Here is a 19,316-nt window from a genome sequence, read left to right on the forward strand (position 1 = left end):
GCCGGGATGGACGCGACGGTGTCGTCCCAGAGGGAGGGATGAGCCAATGGGATCCGCCGTGACCTTCGGGGAGCTCGGCCGGCTGTACGGCGAGGAGCTGCCCGCGCGGATCGCCCTGTCGAGCCTGCTGCCCACCGGCGCCACCGCCGGCGCGGGCGCCGACCACCATCCCGTCTATCCGGCCCTCGTGAGAACCGAGCACGGCACGACCGTGGCCTACGCCTGCCAGTACAAGGAGAACCCCGGCAGCCTCGGCCTCCTCGCCGCCCTGGGCCTGGCGCCCAGTACGCCCGGCTACACCATGACCTGTATCCCGGCGGCCGTTCACAGCCGCTGACCGCGAGTACCGCGAGCACCAGGGAACCCCCCAATGACTCCGCCCCCGGCCGATCCGGCGGGGGTGGCATGCCCGGGCGCCGTTCGGCGTGCCGGGAGTGGACACCACAGAAGGGGAACGGAATGGACAACGCCATCAGCGCCATCAGCTTCGAGGAACTCGACGGGATCACGGGCGAGGTACTGCCCGAGCGGACCGTCATGGGCGTCATCGCCACCCCGCTCAACCTCGTCGGCCCGGGTGACCCCGGCGCCGGCGCCGCCTCCGGCAGCTCCAGCTCCGCGGCCGCCACGGGCGGCGGCGTCTTCGCCCCCGTTCCCCACGACCACGGCACCACCATGCTGTCCGCCTGTCAGTCCATCGACCGGCAGGGCACCCCCGGCCTGCTCGGCTCCCTCGGCCTGGGCTCCGAGAACCCGACCGCCAGCGTGGTCTGCACCCCGGCGGCCGTGGCCAGCCACTGATCGGCCTCTGATCGCCTGACGGACCCGCCCCAAGCGTCCGGGGAAGGGCCGGGACCCGCTTGCCCGGTCCCGGCCCTTCCCCGCCGCCCGCCACCCTCCGGAGGACGACCATGTCAGCGCCCTGCGCCCCACCCACCCTGGTGGCCGGCATGGAACTCGTCGGCGAGTTCGAGGGATCCGGCTACCGGGAGCCACCGCAACTGGTCTGCCGCCCCGACGGCCAGATCGTCCGGCTCCCGCCCCTGCTCTACCGGGTGGTGCGCGCCCTGGCCGGGCCCCTGCCTCCCGGCCCCGAGCCCGCCATGGCCCGGATCGCCGCCGACCTCTCGGAGGAGACGGGCCGGTGCTTCACCGAGGAACACATCGTCTTCCTCATCGACAAGAAGCTCGCCCCGCTCGGCATCACCACCTACAGCGACGGCTCCCCGCCACCCCCGACCACGAAGAACGACCCGTTCCTCGCCTTCCGCTTCCGGCTGGCCGTGCTGCCAGAACACGTCACCTGGTTCCTGTCGGGCCTCTTCGCCTGGCTGTTCCGCCCGGCGGTGGTCGCCCTCGGGCTCGCCGCGTTCGTCGCGGGCGAGGCATGGCTGTGGACGACCCAGGACACGGGCGCCGCGCTGCGGGACGTCCTCACCTCACCGGCCGCCGTCCTGCTCGTCGTCCTCCTGGCGATCGCCTCGTGCGCGTTCCACGAGCTGGGCCACGGCGCGGCCTGCCGCTACGGCGGCGTCCGGCCCGGCGCGATGGGCTGCGGCATCTACCTGGTGTGGCCCGCCTTCTACACGGACATCACCAACTCCTACCGGCTGGGCCGCGCGGGCCGCATCCGCGCCGACCTCGGCGGCGTCTACTTCAACGCCGTCTTCGTCCTGGGCCTGGGCGCGCTGTACGCGGCGACCGGCTTCCAGCCGCTGCTCGTCGCGATCCTCTCCGTCCACCTGGAGATGGTCCAGCAACTGCTGCCCACGCTGCGCTTCGACGGCTACTACATCGTCGCCGACCTCATCGGCATCCCCGACCTGTTCAAGTACATCGCCCCCATCCTGCGCCGGGTGTTTCTCCGCCGCCCGCAGGACGACCGGCTGCGCGCCCTGAAGCGCTGGCCGCAGGTCGTCGTCGCGGTATGGGTGCTCTTCCTGGTGCCGGTGCTGTCCCTGCAACTGGGCCTGGTGCTGATGAACCTGCCGGAGCTGCTCGCGGCGGACTGGCGGACGATCACGTCGCTGATGGCGCACGCGGGGGCGTCCGGTGCGTCCGGCGCGCTCGGTTCCTCCGTCGACCAGGTGCTGGCCATGGTGGCCGCGTGCCTGCAGGCCGTGCTGCTCGTGCTGCCCCTGGCGGGGCTGGCGCTGGTGGTGGGACGGCCGGTACGGGCGCTGGTCCGGCTGGCGTGGCGGCGGCCGGGGCGCGGCACGGCCGGCGGGCGGGCTTGAGGGCGGAGGGGCCTGAGGGCTGAGGGTGAGCCTGAGTGAGGCGGGCCTGCGTGAGGCAGGTGGTGAGGCAGGACGCGACGGCCTCACGCAGGCGGTGAGCCGAACGGCTCAGAACATCGTGTCGTACTGGCCCCAGCCGCCGCCGATGCGCACGCGGTTCGCGAACGGGTCGTTCTGGTTGCCGTTGCCCTTGTAGAGCCACAGCACACCGGACTTGTCGCGCGCGAGCAGGTCGCTGCGGTTGTCGAGGTCCACGTCGCCGCTGGACACCAGCATGTCGTACGCGTCCCAGCCACTGCCGACCTTGACCCGGCTGGCGAAGGGGTCGTTGGAGTCCCCGGTGCCCTTGTAGAACCACAGCACGCCGTTGCGGTCCTTGGCGACGATGTCGGCCTTGCCGTCACCGTTGAGGTCGCCGCGGCCGACGATGTCCGTGAACTGGTCCCAGCCGGCGCCGACGCGGATGCGGTCGCCGAGGGTGCCGTCGGGACGGGCCAGGTACAGCCACAGCACACCGGACTGGTCCCTGGCGATGAGGTCGGCCTCGCCGCTGCCGCCGAGGTTGCCCGGGGAGGTGATGCGGTTGTAGATGTTCCAGCCGCCGCCGATGCGCTGGTGGGTCGCCGGGACGTCCTTGCTGCCGCCGTGGACGTAGAACAGCGACCCGTCGATCGTCCGGAGGTAGTGGGACTCCGCGAGACCGTCCTGGTTCAGGTCGACCTGGACGGTGGAGGTGATACCGCGCCAGTCGGTGTTGACGGCCTTCCGGTCGGTGAACCCGCCGTGGCCGTCGGGGAAGTAGCGGTACAGGGTCGTACCGTTGACCGCCATCAGCGGGAATCGGGGGGCGTCGGCCGGCGACTCCGAGACGGGCGCCTTGCCCGCCGTCACCGGGGCGACGGACTGGGCGGCCTTCTGCAGGTCCTGAGCGGACAGAGCCGGGGCGTCGGCGGCGGCGGTGCCCGCCGTGGTGCCGATCAGGGCCGCGGCTATCGCCGCGGTGGCGAGACGCGACAGGGTGCGTCTGCGCTTGTGCCCGGAAATGTGGGCCATATGGCTCTCCTGTTCGAGAATGACGCGACATCCACGGATTCGGGGTGCCGCGATACGTCGGGATCCTGCCATACGGCTCTGACAAGGGCCGCACCCTACGGTTCGTCAGGTGCGGCCCAGGGTCACGTCGGAGAGGGATCAGAACAGGTTGTTGTACTGGCCCCAGCCGCCGCCGATGCGCACGCGGCTCTCGAAGGGGTCGGTCTGCTTGCCGTTGCCCTTGTAGAGCCAGAGGACGCCGGACTTGTCGCGGGCGAGCAGGTCGCTGCGGCCGTCCAGGTTCACGTCACCGGTGGCGACGAGCTTGTCGAAGATGTTCCAGCCGCCGCCGACCTTGACCCGGCTGGCGAAGGGGTCGGCGGTGTTGCCAGTGCCCTTGTAGAACCAGAGGTCGCCGTTCTTGTCCTTGGCGAGCATGTCGGCCTTGCCGTCGCCGTTCAGGTCACCCTTGCCGACGATGTCGGTGAAGATGTCCCAGCCGCCGCCGACGCGGTAGCGGTCGGCGAGGGTGCCGTCCGGGCGGGCCTGGTAGAGCCACAGCACGCCGGACTTGTCGCGGGCGAGGAGGTCGGCTTCCTTGCTGCCGCCGACGTTGCCGGGGGAGAGGAGGCGGTCGTAGATGTTCCAGCCGCTGCCGATCAGGATGGGAGCGGGCTCGTCCGCCTCGTCCTTCCCCTGTGGCGCGTAGACCAGCGTGCCGTCGGGCGTCCGGAAGTAGGCGCTGTCGTAGTACCCGTTCTGGGCGTGGTCGACGTTCACCATGGCGGTGGTGTTCCGCGAGTCGGCACGGGAGATCTGCTCCCGGTCGCCGAAGCCGCCCCGGCCGTCGGGCGCGTACACGAAGACCTCGCCGGTCGACTTCGTCGCCTGCAGCGGGAAGTACGGCGCCGCGACGGTCGGCCGGTAGTCGGGGGACGGGTCGGCGGCGGCGGTGCCCGCCGTGGTGCCGACCAGGGCCGCGGCTATCGCCGCGACAGTGAGGCGCGAGAGGGCACGTGCGCCCTTACGGCCAAAGGTGTGGGCCACCTAGTACTCCTGTGGTGAGAAAAGACGCGGTGCCCCTGCCGGGGACCGCGAGACGCACCGGATCATTCCACAGGGTCTTCACAAGCGGAGGGCCGCACCCCCGTTGGGAGTGCGGCCCCTGTGCCACGCCATACCCTTGCGCATCGCAGGGGGCTGCCGGCTCAGAACATCAGGTTGAACTTGTCCCAGCCGCCGCCGATCTTCGTGCGGTTCTCGAAGGGGTCGTTCTGGTTGCCGTTGCCCTTGTAGAGCCACAGCACGCCGGACTTGTCGCGGGCGAGCATGTCGCTGCGGCCGTCGTGGTCGAGGTCGCCGACGCCCACGAGCTTGTCGAACATGTTCCAGCCGCCGCCGACCTTGACGCGGCTCTCGAACGGGTCCTTGTAGTCGCCGGTGCCCTTGTAGAACCAGAGGTCGCCGTTGCGGTCCTTGGCGACGATGTCGGCCTTGCCGTCGCCGTTGAGGTCGCCACGCCCGGTGATGTCGGTGTACTGGTCCCAGCCGGGGCCGACGCGGTAGCGGTCGGTCAGGGTGCCGTCGGGGCGGGCGAGGTAGATCCACATGACGCCCGACTTGTCACGGGCGAGGAGGTCGGACTCGCCGGCGCCGCCGAGGTCACCGGGGGAGAAGACGCGGTCGTAGGCGTTCCAGCCACCGCCGATCATCTTGTTGCCGGCCTCGCCGGTGTACTCCAGCTGACCGTCGGCGTGCCGGACGTACCAGCCGTCGCTCTCGCCGTTGCGGTCGTGGTCGACCTGGGTGGCCTCGGTGAAGTTCTGCCAGCCGGAGTCGAGGAACCAGGCGTCCTTGAAGCCGCCGTGGCCGTTCGCCATGTACAGGTACACGAGACCGTCACGGTCGGCCGCGTAGAGGTCGAACTGGGGAGCCGCGGCCGTGCCCTTGTCGTCGGCGGCGGCGGACCGCAGCAGGCCGGCACGCGGCTTGGCGGCCTTCTGCGGTGCGTGCTTGGGGGCGCTTTCGGCGCGCTGGTGCGCCTTGGCGGCAGAGGGGCCTGCCGGAACGTCGGCGGATGCGGTCGCGGCAGCGGTGCCGACCAGCGCGGTGGCTATCGCCGCGGTGACGAGACCGGAGAGCGCGCGTCCACGCTTACGACCGGAGAGATTGCCCATGTACTTCTCCCTTGAAGGTGATTCAGGAGCGACGCCAGGAGCATCGCGACACCTTGATCTTTGACCCAAGCTTCACGCATATCAACTGACTTATCGGGAGTTGCGCATCACACCTGGGGCCGCACTCGTCACGAGTGCGGCCCCAGGTGCCACGGCTCCCGCGGGGCGCGGGTGTGATGCCGGATCAGAACAGGTTGTTGTACTGGTCCCAGCCGCCGCCGATCCTCACGCGCTTCTCGAAGGGGTCGGTCTGGCTGTCGTTGCCCTTGTAGAGCCACAGGACGCCGGACTTGTCGCGGGCGAGCAGGTCGGCCTTGCCGTCGCCGTTGACATCACCCGTGCTCACGAGTTTGTCGTACCGGTTCCAGCCCCCGCCGATCTTGACGCGGTCGGAGAGAGGGGCGTGGGACTCGCCGGTGCCCTTGTAGTACCAGAGGTCGCCGTTGCGGTCCTTGGCGACGATGTCGGCCCTGCCGTCGCCGTTGAGGCTTCCCTTGCCGACGATGTCGGTGTACTGGTCCCAGCCGGGCCCGACGCGGTAGGGCTTCTCCAGGGTGGCATCGGGGCGGGCGAGGTAGAGCCAGAGGACGCCCGACTTGTCGCGGGCGAGGAGGTCGGACTCGAGCGAGCCGCCGAGGTCGCCGGGGGACAGGATGCGGTCGTAGACGTCCCAGCCGGGGCCGATCACCTTGCTGCCGCGGACGCCTTGGTACACCAGCCGGCCGTCGTTCTGCTGGTGGTACCAGCCGTCCATCTCGCCGTTGTGGCCGTGGTCGACGGTCGCGGTGTCCGTGACGCGCGGCGACGAACCGAAGAAGCCGTAAACTTCGCGGTCCCCGAAACCACCCCGGTCGTTCGACCGGTACCTGAAGATGTCCTGGACGTCCTTGGCGTCCTGCGCGCGCTTGGTCGCGAACAGCGGGAACCGCGGCGCGCCGGCCGAGGGCCCCACGGACTTCGGAGCGGTGTCGGCGGCCGCGGTTCCGGCGGTCAGGCCGACCAGGGCGGTGGCGATCGCGGTGGTGCGTGCCAGACCCGTGAAAATACCCATTTCTTGCCCCCCATGGCTGAATATCAGGATGCCGCGCCGCGTGACGGGCGTAGCGAGACCTCCTTGATCATCCTATGAGATCTTGGGATTTCCAGGCGTCTTTCGGACATGAAGGGCCGCGCCCCGGCCGTGCCCCCTCGAAGGGGCTCTCAGCCCGCCGCCCCCAGCAGCTCCACCTCCGCCAGCGTGGCCTCCCGGCCGTCCGCCGGCTCCAGGCGCCAGTGGCGGTACGACGCCGGAGCGCGGAGGGCGAAGACGCGGGTCTGGCGGTCCCAGGTGAAGGTTTCGGCGGTGCGGCGGTCTACCTCGGTCCAGGTCGTGCCGTCCGGGGAGCCGCGGAGCACCCAGCCGGTCGGGGCCTTGGCGCGGTCGGCCGAGGTGAGGGTGTAGGACGTCACCCGGGGGGCGCCCGGTGTGTCCAGGGTGGCGGTGGTGAAGGTCGCCGATGTGCGGGACGTGTCGTCGGTCAGGGCCGAGCCGTCGTGGGCCGTGACGTCGGTCAGCGGGGCCGGCACCTTGTCGTCGCGCGTCAGCGACGTCGGGCCCGCGTCGGGGCCCGTGGCCCAGCGGGACGGGCTCGGGCCCATCGCGAAGTCCAGGGTGCCGCCCCTGGCCGGCAGGGCGTGGGGCAGTGCGGTGCTGTGCCACGCGCGGCCGTTGACGCGCAGGCCCTGGACGTAGATGTTGCGCGCGCTATTGCGCGGTGCGCGGATCACCAGGTCGCGGCCGCTCTCCAGGTGGACGGTGGCCTTGGTGAAGAGGGGCGAGCCGATCGCGTACTCTCCCTGGCCCATCACGAGCGGGTAGAAGCCGAGGGCGCTGAAGACGTACCAGGCGGACATCTCGCCGTTGTCCTCGTCGCCGGGGTAGCCCTGGCCGATCTCGCTGCCGAGGTACAGGCGGGAGAGGATCTCGCGGACCTTCTCCTGGGTCTTCCAGGGCTGTCCTGCCGCGTCGTACATGTAGGCGATGTGGTGCGCGGGCTGGTTGCTGTGGCCGTACATGCCCATGCGGACGTCCCGGGCCTCGGTCATCTCGTGGATGACGCCGCCGTACGAGCCGGCGAACTCGGGGGCGCCCGTCTCGGGGGTGGCGAAGTAGGTGTCGAGCTTCGCGGCGAGGCCGGAGCGGCCGCCGTGGAGGTTGGCCAGGCCGCGGGTGTCCTGGGGGGCGGTGAAGGCGAAGTTCCAGCCGTTGGTCTCGGTGTAGTCGTTGCCCCAGACGCGCGGGTCGTAGGAGGCGGGGGGCAGCCGCCAGGCGCCGTTCGCGTCGCGGCCCTGGAAGAAGCCGACGCGGTCGTCGAAGAGCCTGACGTAGTTCCGGGCGCGGTTGAGGAAGTACGCGGACTCCTCGCGGTAGCGCTCCTTGCGGGTCTTCTCGTACAGCGCGCCGGCCATCCGGCCCAGGCCGAAGTCGTTGAGGTAGCCCTCGAGCGCCCAGGACAGGCCCTCGCGGGTCTTCGTGCTGGTGTAGCCGAGGAAGACGGAGGTCTCCATGCCCTTGCGGCCGGTGCCGGGGCTGTCCGGGGCGACGGTGGCGTTCTTCAGCGCGGCCGCGTATGCCGCCTCGGCGTCGAAGGGGACGCCCTTGACGTAGGCGTCGGCGAAGGCGACGTCGGAGCTGGTGCCGGTCATCAGGTCGGCGTAGCCGGGGGAGGACCAGCGGGAGATCCAGCCACCGTCCTTGTACTGCTGGACGAAGCCGTCGATCAGCCTGCCCGCCTGGCGGGGCGTCAGCAGCGAGTACGCGGGCCAGGTGGTGCGGTAGGTGTCCCAGAAGCCGTTGTTGACGTAGACCTCACCGTCGACGATCTTGGCGCCGGTCGTGGTCGGGGTGCTCTCGCCGGCGGGCGGGGAGAAGGGGCTGGCGTAGCGCGGGCGGGGCCGGGTGAGGGTGCCGGTGTTCTCGAACCCGGAGTTGGGATAGAGGTAGAGCCGGTAGAGGCTGGAGTAGAGGGTGGTGAGCTGGTCGCGGGTCGCGCCCTCGACCTCGACGCGGCCGAGGAGGGTGTCCCAGGCGGTGCGGGCGCGGGTCATGACCTGGTCGAAGCCGGTGCTCGCGGGGATCTCCTGCTCGAGGTTGGCCCGGGCCTGGTCGGTGCCGATGAGGGAGGTCGCCACGCGCAGGGTGACCGTACGGCTCGTGCCGGGCGCGAAGCGCAGATAGCCGGTGACGGCGTCGCTGCCGGTGTCGCCCTTGAGCTTGCCGCTGTCGATGACGGGCGTGTCGAAGACGCCGTGGACGAAGAGGCGCCCGGCGCCGGTGGACAGTCCGCTGCGGACGTCCGAGTAGGCGCTGAAGGAGCGGTGCTCGGGGTCGAGGGTCAGCCCGCCCCGGTCCTTGACATTGTCGAGGAGGACGCTCGCCCGCTCCGAGGGGAAGGTGAAGCGGATCATCGCGGCGTGGTCGCCGGGGGTGATCTCCGCTTTGATGCCGTTCTCGAAGGTGACGGCGTAGTAGTGGGGCCGGGCGGTCTCGTTCTCGTGCCGGAAGGGCAGGGCGCGGGCGGCGCGGGAGGCGGGCGGGACGCCCGGGGAGGCCGAGGGCATGAGCTGGAAGGTCTGCCGGTCGCCCATCCAGGGGCTGGGCTGGTGACTGGCGGAGAAGGCCTGGAGGGTGGGGAGGTTGTCGGCGTTGTTGGTCGCCGCGTACTGGTAGAGCCAGTCCGTGACGCCCGCGTTGGTGACGGGCGTCCAGAAGTTGAAGCCGTGGGGGACGGCGGTGGCCGGGAAGGTGTTGCCTCTGGAGAAGTTCGAGCTGGAGTTGGTGCCGCGGGTGGTGACGGCCCGGTCCGCCGGATGGGCGACGGGCGGTTCCACGGGGGCCGGGGCGAGGGAGATGTCGTCGATCCAGCCGCGGAACTTCGCCGGGCCCACGGGCGAGTCGTACGCGATCAGCACCCGCTCCACGGTCTTCCCCGAGGCGACGGCGCCGATGCGCGATTCCTTGTTGTTCCACTGGTTGACGTAGAGCGTCTTGGAGGCGGCCTGGCCCTGCGGGGTCAGCCGCGCGCCGTGCTGGTCGACCGCGCCGAGCTCGCTGAGGTAGGTGCCGTCGGTGAAGGCGAGGTCGACGGCGACATGGGTGGCGGGGTAGCGGGCGTCCGGCTCGGGGAGGGCGGGGAAGATCTTGTAGGAGAGCAGGGTCCTCGGGGTGACGCGCAGATGGGTCCGGAAGACCTTGTTGTACGAGTAGGCGTGGCCGGTGGCCTGGTGCATGCCCCCGTAGCGCAGCGCGTGGGTGCCGGTGAAGCCCGCGCGGGCCTTGGCGGTGGGGGAGCCGGTGGGGCCGCGGTCGATGTGGCTGCGCATGTCGGCGGGCGGCGGGGTGCCGGTGTCGCCCGCCGCCAGCTGGAACTCGGCGAGCTGGGTGACGGGCTCGCCGTTGTTGCGGGTTATCTCCAGCCGGTACTGGCGGTGGGGACGGGACCCGGTGAAGGAGAACTCACGGGTGTGGAGGCGCTTTTCGAAGGCCTCGTCCCGGCGGGTGTCGAGCACCTGCCAGGTGCTGCCGTCGTCGGATCCCTTGAGCGTCCAGTCCCGGGGGTCGCGGCCGGGGGCGTCGTTCGCGGAGGTCAGGGCGTAGCGCACGGCGGTGACGGGCCGGTCGAGCTCGAATTCCAGCCAGGCCGTGCGCGCGAAGGCGAGCCATTTGGTGGCGCTCTCGCCGTCGACGAGGTTCTCCTTGACCTCGCCCGCCTCGGCGTGCTCGCCGCTGGCGCGGACGGCGGTGACCCGGTCGGTGACATTGCCGGGGATGCCGCTGGTGTCGTCGCCGTCGACACCGGCGGCGCGCGGGCGGCCGTCGCGGCCGGTCTCGACGGTGTCGGTCCAGTCGGGCCGGGGGTCGCCGGGCTCGAAGGAGGAGGCGAAGCGCTCGTCGGCCGGGGCGGCCGCGCCGGCCCGGGCGGGCGACGCCCCGACGGGTCCGCCCTGCGTGACCTGAGCCCCCGTCACCAGTACGGTGGCCACCAGGAGCGCCGTGGGACGGGCGAGCGTACGCCATCTGCGGTACCCGGTTCCCGTTCGCATCCCTTTGCCTCTCCGCTGAACCCGGCACGGACGGCCGGACGACTCAGACAACGTTGTCACCCATGACGCGCAGTGTTAAGTAGTGCGTGAGACACCAGTGGTGTCAAGGGTCTCGGGGCTGGTGTCGCCGGACGGGCCCCAGCGGGATCCCAGGGGGCTCCGAGGGGTGGGCGGAGAGGTCTCAACTCGGGAAAGACTGACGGTCAAAGCCGCTTTCGATCTTGCCCAGTTGAGCAGGAGTGGACTATACCTGTCGAACAGTCCGGGCGGCCGTGGCCGTCGTACGGACCCGGGGGAGAGCGGCGCACGAGCACGCCGTGGGGGATTCCTTCCGGAGCGCACCCAGCACCAAGCTTCAACTGACCCGCGGTGTCGGGCCCTTCGGCGGTGGCGAATTCGCAAGGGGAGACCGGTGCACCGCCTGAGTCCTGGAGAAGGCGAGGACTTGAGCATGGGAACCACCCCGGAATTCGGCCGGCGCGACCTGATCAAACGAGCCGCGGCGATAGGCCTGATCGCGGTGCCCACGATGAGCGTGCTGAGCGCCTGCGCCAGCGGCGACAGCGGCGGCGGAAACCAGGTCGACAAGGGCGAGAAGAGCACCAAGAACCCGCTCGCGGTCAATGAGGGCGCCGCCCTGGACGTCGTCATCTTCGACGGCGGCTTCGGCCAGCAGTACGCCAAGGACGCCGAGGCCGAATACCGGAAGGCCTTTCCCAAGGCCCAGGTCAAGCACTCCGCCACCCAGGAGATCCAGACCCAGCTCCAGCCCCGTTTCAACGGCGGCACCCCGCCGGACCTCATCGACAACTCCGGTGCCAAACAGATGGACATGGGCACCCTCGTCGCCAAGAAACAGCTCACCGACCTCAACGCCCTATTGGACGCGCCCTCCTACGACGACCCGTCGAAGAAGGTCCGCGACACCCTGCGTCCCGGCGTCGTGGAAATGGGGCAGTTCGACAGCGACGAGACCTGGGTCCTCTACTACGCCTACACGGTCTACGGCGTCTGGTACTCGAAGACGAACCTGGCGAAGCTCGACGCCCAATACCCCGAGACCTGGGACGACATGCTCAAGGTCTGCGAGGCGGCGAAGAAGAAGGGCATCGCCGGCTGGACGTACGCGGGCAAGTACCCGTACTACCTGCCGTTCAGCCTCTACCCCTTCATCGCCAAGATCGGCGGTGTCGAGGTGCTGCGGAGAATCGACAACCTGGAGCCCAACGCCTGGAAGGACCCGGCCGTCAAGGCCGCCTTCGACGCCTATTACGAGCTCTACAAGAAGGGCTACATCCTCCAGGGCACCCCGGGCCTGACCCATATCGAGTCGCAGACGGCGTGGAACGAGGGGAAGGCACTCTTCCTCCCCAACGGTTCCTGGGTCGAGAACGAGTCCAAGAAGACCACGCCCGCCGATTTCCAGATGTCGGTCGGCGCGCCCTCGAGCCTCGACAAGAACGACAAGCTGCCGTTCGGCACCCTGTGGGCCTCCGGCGGCGAGCCCTTCATCGTGCCGAAGAACGCCAGGAACCCACAGGGCGGCATGGAACTGCTGCGCCTGATGCTGGGCAGGAAGTCCTCCCAGAACTTCATCAAGTCCGTCTCCTCGCTCACCTCCCTCAACGGCGGCACCGAGGGCCTGACCCTCCCGCCGGGCCTCGCCTCCTCCCAGGAGGTGCTCACCAAGGCCGGGAAGAACGTGGTCAACCCGCGCCTCGGCGACTGGTACGTGGCCCTGCAGAAGGAGAAGATCGGCGTGGGGGCGCTCGGCGAGATGATGGCCGGCCGGCTGACGCCCGACGAGGCGATCACCAAGATCCAGCGCTTCGCCGACGAGACCGCCAAGGACGACTCCGTCAAGAAGTACAAGCACAAGTGAGCGGCGGCCATGCAGCACGGTAAGTACCGCTTCATCGCGGGATTCCTGATCCTGCCCCTGGCGCTCTACGGCGTCTTCGTCATCTCGCCGTTCGTCCAGGCCATCTACTACTCCTTCACGGACTGGACCGGACTGAGCCCCGACTTCCGGATGACGGGGCTCAAGAACTACCAACGGCTCTGGAACGACGACGTGTTCTGGAAGGCCGTCTGGCACAACGTCCTGTTGCTGCTGGTGCTCCCGGTGGTGACGCTCGGGCTCGGGCTGTTCTTCGCCTTCATGCTCAACGTCGGTGGTCGGCGCAGGAAGAACGCGGCGGTCGCCGGGGTGCGCGGCTCGGGTCTCTACAAGGTCGTCTACTTCTTCCCCCAGGTGCTGTCGATCGCCATCGTCGCCCTGCTGTTCCAGTTCGCCTACAACCCCAACAGCGGCGCCCTGAACTCCTTTCTGAGCGCCGTCGGCCTGGACTCCGTACGGCCGGAATGGCTGGGCGATCCCCGGCTCGCGCTGTGGTGCGTGACGGCGGTGATGGTGTGGAGCAACGTCGGCTTCTACGTGGTGCTGTTCTCGGCGGGCATGAGCGCCATTCCCCGGGACTTCTACGAGGCAGCCCTGCTCGACGGCGCCAATCGCCTGCAGACCTTCTTCCGGGTCACGCTTCCGCTGCTCTGGGACACCGCGCAGACCGGCTGGGTCTACATGGGCATCATGGCGCTCGACTCGTTCGCCGTCGTACAGATCATGACCGTGGGGCCGGGCGGACCGGACTACTCCACCGAAGTGCTGTCCTTCTACCTCTACACCAAGGCGTTCCGTGACGGGCAGGCCGGATATGCCACGACGCTCGGTGTCGCCCTGCTCATCGTCACCATGATCTTCGCGGGCGTCGTGCTGAAGCTCGGCCGGCGCGAAAGGCTGGAGTACTGATGGCCGTGACGGCGGAACCCACCGAGGGCGGCGGCGCCGCGACCCGGGACGCCGGGAAGGCCGCTGGTCCCGGGACGCCCCGGGGGAGCATGGGCCGCGAGGGCGGCGTCCTCAACGTCTTCTCCCACGGGGTGCTCTTCATCTGGGGCCTGATGGTCACCCTGCCCCTGCTGTGGGCGGTGATGAGCGCCTTCAAGACCGACAAGGAGATCTTCACCTCGCCCTGGGCGCTGCCGCACGGGCTGCACTTCGACGCCTGGAGCCGGGCCTGGTCCCAGGCGCACATGAGCGAGTACTTCCTCAATTCCGTGATCGTCGTGGCCGGTTCGCTCACCGGCACCATGCTGCTCGGGTCGATGGCCGCCTATGTCCTGGCCCGCTTCGAATTCCCCGGCAACCGCTTCATCTACTTCCTCTTCGTCGGCGGGATGAGCTTCCCGATCATCCTGGCGCTCGTGCCGCTGTTCTTCGTCATGAAGAACATGCAGCTGCTCGACACCTACCACGGGCTGATCCTGGTCTACATCGCCTATTCGCTGCCGTTCACCATCTTCTTCCTCAGCGGGTTCTTCCGGACCCTGCCGACGTCCGTCGCCGAGGCGGCGCTGATCGACGGGGCCTCGCACACCCGGACCTTCTTCCAGGTGATGCTGCCCATGGCCAAGCCCGGCCTGATCAGCGTCGGCATCTTCAATTTCCTCGGCCAGTGGAACCAGTACCTCCTGCCCACGGTGCTCAACGTGGGGGACGACGACAAGAAGCTGCTGCCCCAGGGGCTGGTCGCCCTCGCGGTCAGCCAGGGGTACAAGGGCGACTGGTCGGGGCTCTTCGCGGGCCTGGTCATGGCGATGCTGCCGGTGCTGGCCGCGTACATCGTCTTCCAGCGGCAGGTCCAGGCGGGGCTGACGGCCGGGGCACTGAAATAGGGCACCGGAGTAGCCGGCCGCCCCGGAGCGCGGGTGGCCGGAAATGGCCTCCCGGGCCGCCCGGCCCTTACGCTGTGGCGTCGGACCCTTGACGGGACGGAAGCCCGACGGCTGAGCTTAGGGTTCATATGTTGTAGGGATGGCCGGGCTCCAGAGCCGTAGTCCGGCCTCGGGGCGGCGGTCGGGCCGGCCCGGTGAGGCGGGAGTGGATGGGCGTGGAGACTCCGGGGTCGCAGTCGTCGCTGCACCGGGCCAACCTGGAGCGGGTCGTACGCGCGGTGCGCATGGCGGGCTCGCTCACCCAGGCGGAGATCGCCCGGACCACGGGGCTGTCGGCCGCCACCGTCTCCAACATCGTCCGGGAGCTGAAGGACGGCGGGACGGTCGAGGTGACCCCCACCTCCTCCGGCGGCCGGCGCGCCCGCAGCGTCTCCCTCTCCGGTGACGCCGGGATCGTCGTGGGCGTGGACTTCGGCCATACCCACCTGCGGGTGGCCGTCGGCAACCTCGCCCACCAGGTGCTGGCCGAGGACGCCGAGCCGCTCGATGTGGACGCCTCCGCCGAGGAGGGGCTGCGGCGGGCCGAATCCCTGGTCCGCACGCTGATCACCAAGGCCGGGATCGACCCGCGCAAGATCATCGGGGTGGGCCTGGGCGTTCCCGGCCCGATCGACGTGGAGTCCGGGGTGCTGGGCTCGACCGCGATCCTGCCCGGCTGGGCCGGCACCAACCCCCGCGACGACCTCGCCGCCCGCCTCGGCGTCCCCGTCCACGTCGACAACGACGCCAACCTCGGCGCCCTCGGCGAACTGGTGTGGGGCGCGGGCCGGGGCGCCACGGACCTGGCGTACATCAAGGTCGCCAGCGGCGTGGGCGCGGGCCTGGTGATCAACGGGAAGATCTACCGGGGCCCGGGCGGCACCGCCGGCGAGATCGGCCACATCACCCTGGACGAGTCCGGCCCGGTCTGCCGCTGCGGCAACCGCGGCTGCCTGGAGACCTTCACCGCCGCCCGCTACATCCTGCCGCTGCTCCACTCGGCCCACGGCACCGATCTGACCGTGCCGCGCGTGGTGGAGCTCGCCCGCGAGGGCGACCCGGGCTGCCGCCGGGTGATCTCCGACGTCGGCCGGTACATCGGCAGCGGCGTGGCCAACCTCTGCAACCTCCTCAACCCCAGCCGGGTCGTCCTCGGCGGCGACCTCGCCGACTCGGGCGAGCTGGTGCTCGCGCCCATCCGCGAGTCCGTCTCGCGCTACGCGATCCCCAGCGCCGCCCGCCGGCTGGAGGTCGTGCCGGGGGCGCTGGGCGGCCGCTCCGAGGTGCTGGGCGCCCTCGCGCTCGTCCTCAGCGAGATGGGCGACTCGACCCTGCTGGACCCGGCCGGCCCGCCGCGTTCCGCGATACCGGCCTGACGGCCCGCCCGGATTTCGCGGCGGGGCGCCCCCAATGGGCGCTTTCGCGCACTCCGGAAAGACACGCCGACGCCGCAATGCGTCACCTCTTGAGTTCACACAGATAACGAATGGCATCGTTGCCATCTCGTTAAGAATTTACTTCTTGACGCTCCTTTGGCGGCCGAGTTGACTTCCGGTCACCTCGGCCGCAACGACGCGGCCTCGTCAGGGAGGTAACTGCAAGTGAACGCTCATTTGCGTCGCGCGGCCGTGGCCTTGGCCGCCGTCTCGATGACCGCCGGGCTGGCGGCCTGCGGCAGTGCCAAGGAAGCGGGCGGCGGTACCGCGAAGAAGGACAAGAAGGGCCCGCTGACCATCGGTCTGCTGCTGCCGGAGAACCAGACCGCGCGCTACGAGCGGTTCGACCGGCCGCTGATCGAGAAGGAGCTCAAGGAACTCGCGGGCGCCGACACCGTCATCCTCTACGACAACGCCAAGCAGGACGCCTCCGTCCAGCAGCAGCAGGTCGACACGATGATCACTAAGAAGGTCGACGCGCTGATCGTCGACGCGGTGGACGCCAAGTCGATAGCGAGCTCGGTCAAGAAGGCCAACGACAAGGGAATTCCCGTCGTCGCCTACGACCGCCTCGCCGAGGGCCCGGTCAAGGCCTACACCTCCGTCGACAACGAGCGCGTGGGCAGGATCCAGGGCGAATCCCTGCTCAAGGAACTCGGCGACAACGCCTCCAAGGGCCAGATCGTGATGATGAACGGCGCGATCACCGACCCCAACGCCAAGATGTACAAGGACGGCGCCCACGCCGTCCTCGACGGCAAGGTCAAGATCGGAAGGGAGTACGACACCAAGGAGTGGAAGCCGGAGAACGCCAACGAGAACATGAAGGGCGCCATCTCCTCCCTCGGCAAGGACAACATCGTCGGCGTCTACTCCGCCAACGACGGCATGGCCGGCGGCATCATCACGGCCCTGCGCAGCGCCGGCTTCGACAAGCTCCCGCCGGTCACCGGCCAGGACGCCGAGCTCTCGGCCGTCCAGCGGATCCTCGCGGACGAGCAGTTCATGAGCGTCTACAAGCCCTACAAGCCCGAGGCGGACGCGGCCGCCGAACTGGCCGTCGCCCTCGCCCGGGGCAAGGACGTCGGCGACATCGCCAAGTCCACCGTCACCAGTGGCACCACCAAGAAGATCCCCGCCGTCATCGTCACGCCGTTCGCGCTCACCAAGGCGGACATCGCGAAGTACGTCGGCCAGGAAGGCTTCTTCACCAAGGACGAGATCTGCACCGCCAAGTACCGCGAGCGGTGCGACGCGGCCGGGCTGAAGTGAGGGGATGACGCACATGTCCGCTCCGCCCGTGCTGGCGCTGCGAGGGATCTCCAAGCGCTTCGGGGCCGTCCAGGCGCTCACCGACGTGGAGCTGGAGATCCACGCCGGTGAGGTGGTCGCCCTCGTCGGCGACAACGGCGCCGGCAAATCCACCCTGGTCAAGACCATCGCGGGCGTCGGCCCGGCCGATGACGGCGTCATCGAGTGGGAGGGCCGGCCCGTCACCGTGGACCGGCCGCACACCGCCCAGGAACTGGGCATCGCGACCGTCTACCAGGACCTCGCCCTCTGCGACAACCTCGACGTCGTCGGCAACCTCTTCCTCGGCCGGGAGATCGCCCGCGCCGGGCTGCTGGACGAGGTCGAGATGGAACGCCGCTCCCGGGAACTCCTCGCCACCCTGTCCATCCGCATCCCCAGCGTCCGGATCCCCGTCGCCTCGCTCTCGGGCGGGCAGCGGCAGACCGTCGCCATCGCCCGCTCACTGCTGGGCGAGCCCAAGGTCGTCATCCTCGACGAGCCCACCGCCGCCCTCGGCGTGGAGCAGACCGCCCAGGTCCTCGACCTGGTCGAGCGGCTGCGCGAGCGCGGCCTCGGCGTGATTCTCATCAGCCACAACATGGCGGACGTGAAGGCCGTCGCCGACCGGGTCGCGGTGCTGCGCCTCGGCCGCAACAACGGCACCTTCGAGGTGCGCACGACCTCCCAGGAAGAGATCATCTCGGCCATCACCGGCGCGACCGACAACGCTGTCACCCGCCGCAGGGCCCGTACGACCGGGGAGGGCACGCCGTGACCGCCGACCTGTCGAAGGAAGAACCGAAGGAAGGGCCGGCGGACACCCCGCCGCCCGCCGAGGCCGCGGCCCCGCCCGTCGACCCCCGGCTGCTGGTCCGCGAGGAGGGCTTCGCCGGTTACTGGAGCGAATTCCGCCGGAAGCTGCGCAGCGGCGAGCTGGGCTCGCTGCCCGTGGTGGTCGGCCTGATCGTCATCGGCCTGGTCTTCCAGCTGCGGGATTCGGCCTTTCTGGGCGCCGAGAACCTCTCCAACCTGTTCGTCACCGCGGCGGGCACCGGCCTGATCGCGGTCGGCGTCGTCTTCGTGCTGATCCTCGGCGAGATCGATCTGTCGGTGGGCTCGGTCAGCGGCCTGGCCGCCGCCGTCCTCGCGGTGCTCAGCGTCCACCACGGCGTTCCCGAGTGGCTCGCCCTGCTGATCGCCCTGGTCACCGGGGCCCTCGCCGGGGTGCTCCACGGCTTCTTCTTCGCCCGGATCGGCGTACCCGCCTTCGTCGTCACCCTGGCCGGCCTGCTCGGCTGGAACGGTCTGATGCTCCAGGTGCTCGGCTCCAACGGCACCATCAACCTCGACGACTCCGGGCTGGTCGCCGCGCTGACCAATCACTACTTCACCGACATCTCCGCCGCCTACGGGCTGGCCACGCTCGGCGTGGCGGTGTTCTTCCTGGCCTCCTGGCGCGATGCCAGGAGGCGCGAGGCGGCCGGCGTGCCCAGCCGGCCGCTCAGCGAGATCGTGCTGCGCACGGCCGCGCTCGCGGTGCCCGCCTACGCGGTGGCCTGGCTCCTCAACCAGTACAAGGGCCTGCCGCTGGCCCTGGTGATCTTCCTCGGGGTGGTGGTCGCGCTGGACTTCGCGCTGCGCCGCACCTCCTACGGGCGCAAGATCTTCGCCCTCGGCGGCAGCGTCGAGGCGGCCCGCAGGGCCGGTGTGAACGTCGCCGCCGTACGGATCTCGGTCTTCGCGCTCTCCGGCACGATGGCGGCGCTCGGCGGCATGTTCCTGGCCTCCCAGATCAACGCCGCCAACCAGTCCTCCGGCGCCGGCAGCCTGCTGATGAACGCCATCGCGGCGGCCGTCATCGGCGGCACCAGCCTCTTCGGCGGCCGGGGCTCGACCTGGTCGGCCCTGCTGGGCGTCCTGGTGATCCAGTCCATCGCCTCCGGCATGGCCCTGCTGGGCATCGCCTCGGCGGTCCAGTACATGATCACGGGCGCGGTGCTGCTGGCCGCCGTGGTGATCGACTCCCTCTCCCGCCGGACCCAGAAGACGGCCGGCCGGGTATAGCGGGCGGATCCGTACAGCGGGCGGATCCATGGCAACGGGGCCCTGACCGGGTGGCCGGTCCGGGCCCCTCGCCGTGCGCGTCCGTCCGGCCTTTCATAGGCTGTGTGATCTCGCTCCGCCGAACGCGTGAGATAGCTCGCATCACCCGTTCACCACCGTTGCGAGCGGACCACAGGCGGAACATTAGACTCGACGGACCGGCGAGCTCGACAAGGCTCGAC

15 protein-coding genes are annotated in these 19,316 nt (G+C 69.9%); 10 read left to right on the forward strand and 5 right to left on the reverse strand.

Going from position 1 to position 19,316, the window contains the following annotated elements:
* Positions 1-46 precede the first annotated feature (46 nt).
* The 3 genes from EKH77_RS24765 (at position 47) to EKH77_RS24775 (ending at position 2,237) form a co-directional block, all read left to right on the forward strand.
* On the forward strand, positions 47-337 hold the full coding sequence (locus EKH77_RS24765) for a hypothetical protein (RefSeq protein ID WP_126916510.1): 291 nt from the start codon (positions 47-49) through the stop codon (positions 335-337).
* A 122-nt stretch (positions 338-459) separates the two neighbouring features.
* The gene (locus tag EKH77_RS24770) at positions 460-801 is read left to right on the forward strand and encodes a hypothetical protein (protein WP_240667510.1); all 342 of its coding nucleotides are present in this window, start codon (positions 460-462) and stop codon (positions 799-801) included.
* Positions 802-911: 110 nt separating this feature from the next.
* Positions 912-2,237 (forward strand): hypothetical protein, encoded by a 1,326-nt coding sequence (locus EKH77_RS24775; protein WP_206279916.1) that lies wholly within the window; start codon positions 912-914, stop codon positions 2,235-2,237.
* Between the two features lie 108 nt (positions 2,238-2,345).
* Here EKH77_RS24775 and EKH77_RS24780 read toward each other — a convergent pair whose 3' ends face one another.
* From EKH77_RS24780 to EKH77_RS24800, 5 genes are all read right to left on the reverse strand, one after another.
* Entirely contained in the window at positions 2,346-3,290 is a 945-nt protein-coding gene (locus EKH77_RS24780) for an FG-GAP repeat domain-containing protein (RefSeq protein WP_126916511.1), read from the reverse strand.
* A 138-nt stretch (positions 3,291-3,428) separates the two neighbouring features.
* Positions 3,429-4,316, reverse strand: a complete 888-nt coding sequence (locus tag EKH77_RS24785; protein ID WP_126916512.1) for an FG-GAP-like repeat-containing protein — start codon at positions 4,314-4,316, stop codon at positions 3,429-3,431.
* A gap of 161 nt (positions 4,317-4,477) precedes the next feature.
* On the reverse strand, positions 4,478-5,446 hold the full coding sequence (locus EKH77_RS24790; protein WP_126916513.1) for an FG-GAP repeat domain-containing protein: 969 nt from the start codon (positions 5,444-5,446) through the stop codon (positions 4,478-4,480).
* A 184-nt stretch (positions 5,447-5,630) separates the two neighbouring features.
* Complete coding sequence (locus EKH77_RS24795) at positions 5,631-6,497, reverse strand: FG-GAP repeat domain-containing protein (protein WP_126916514.1); 867 nt, start codon at positions 6,495-6,497, stop codon at positions 5,631-5,633.
* 149 nt (positions 6,498-6,646) lie between these two features.
* Positions 6,647-10,528, reverse strand: coding sequence for a GH92 family glycosyl hydrolase (locus tag EKH77_RS24800; protein WP_126916515.1), 3,882 nt, complete (start codon positions 10,526-10,528; stop codon positions 6,647-6,649).
* A 451-nt stretch (positions 10,529-10,979) separates the two neighbouring features.
* On the opposite strand from EKH77_RS24800, the gene ngcE reads away from it, so the two are divergent.
* The 7 genes from ngcE to EKH77_RS24840 all read left to right on the forward strand — a co-directional run bounded on the left by ngcE (position 10,980) and on the right by EKH77_RS24840 (position 19,095).
* Positions 10,980-12,410 carry an N-acetylglucosamine/diacetylchitobiose ABC transporter substrate-binding protein gene (gene ngcE / locus EKH77_RS24810; RefSeq protein WP_206279917.1) on the forward strand — a complete coding sequence of 477 codons (1,431 nt, stop codon included), beginning with the start codon at positions 10,980-10,982 and terminating at the stop codon, positions 12,408-12,410.
* 9 nt (positions 12,411-12,419) lie between these two features.
* Complete coding sequence (locus EKH77_RS24815) at positions 12,420-13,337, forward strand: carbohydrate ABC transporter permease (RefSeq protein WP_126916517.1); 918 nt, start codon at positions 12,420-12,422, stop codon at positions 13,335-13,337.
* Positions 13,337-14,263, forward strand: coding sequence for a carbohydrate ABC transporter permease (locus tag EKH77_RS24820; RefSeq protein WP_126916518.1), 927 nt, complete (start codon positions 13,337-13,339; stop codon positions 14,261-14,263). Before EKH77_RS24815 ends, EKH77_RS24820 begins: the two co-directional genes overlap by 1 nt.
* A gap of 215 nt (positions 14,264-14,478) precedes the next feature.
* Entirely contained in the window at positions 14,479-15,678 is a 1,200-nt protein-coding gene (locus EKH77_RS24825; RefSeq protein ID WP_126918269.1) for an ROK family transcriptional regulator, read from the forward strand.
* A 225-nt stretch (positions 15,679-15,903) separates the two neighbouring features.
* Positions 15,904-17,010, forward strand: a complete 1,107-nt coding sequence (locus EKH77_RS24830) for a substrate-binding domain-containing protein (protein WP_164737855.1) — start codon at positions 15,904-15,906, stop codon at positions 17,008-17,010.
* A gap of 4 nt (positions 17,011-17,014) precedes the next feature.
* On the forward strand, positions 17,015-17,806 hold the full coding sequence (locus EKH77_RS24835) for an ATP-binding cassette domain-containing protein (RefSeq protein WP_126916519.1): 792 nt from the start codon (positions 17,015-17,017) through the stop codon (positions 17,804-17,806).
* Positions 17,803-19,095 carry a sugar ABC transporter permease gene (locus tag EKH77_RS24840; RefSeq protein WP_126916520.1) on the forward strand — a complete coding sequence of 431 codons (1,293 nt, stop codon included), beginning with the start codon at positions 17,803-17,805 and terminating at the stop codon, positions 19,093-19,095. The genes EKH77_RS24835 and EKH77_RS24840 overlap by 4 nt, the downstream gene beginning before the upstream one ends.
* Positions 19,096-19,316: the final 221 nt, after the last annotated feature.

It is taken from the genome of Streptomyces luteoverticillatus (assembly GCF_003970715.1).
Lineage (GTDB): Bacteria > Actinomycetota > Actinomycetes > Streptomycetales > Streptomycetaceae > Streptomyces > Streptomyces abikoensis.